The organism is Neisseria sp. P0008.S010, from assembly GCF_051962715.1.
Taxonomy (GTDB): Bacteria; Pseudomonadota; Gammaproteobacteria; order Burkholderiales; family Neisseriaceae; genus Neisseria; species Neisseria elongata.
This window is the reverse complement of record NZ_JBQCVA010000422.1, coordinates 1-238: the sequence shown is the minus strand read 5'-3', so window position 1 is coordinate 238 and position 238 is coordinate 1. Positions and strand designations below refer to the sequence as shown.

General features: G+C 55.9%; 1 protein-coding gene. It reads left to right on the top strand.

Going from position 1 to position 238, the window contains the following annotated elements; genetic code table 11:
• On the top strand, window positions 1–238 hold a 238-nt coding region (locus tag ACTHSL_RS14175), incomplete at both ends, for an NlpC/P60 family protein (protein ID WP_440381756.1).

The window sequence follows — 238 nt, the reverse complement described above, 5'->3', positions numbered from 1 at the left end:
GGATTGAGATGCCGGACTTTCATCGTGAGGATGACTGGTGGCGTAACGGCCAGAATCTCTATCTGGATAATCTGGAGGCGACGGGGCTGTATCAGGTGCCGTTGTCAGCGGCACAGCCGGGCGATGTGCTGCTGTGCTGTTTTGGTTCATCAGTGCCGAATCACGCCGCAATTTACTGCGGCGACGGCGAGCTGCTGCACCATATTCCTGAACAACTGAGCAAACGAGAGAGGTACAC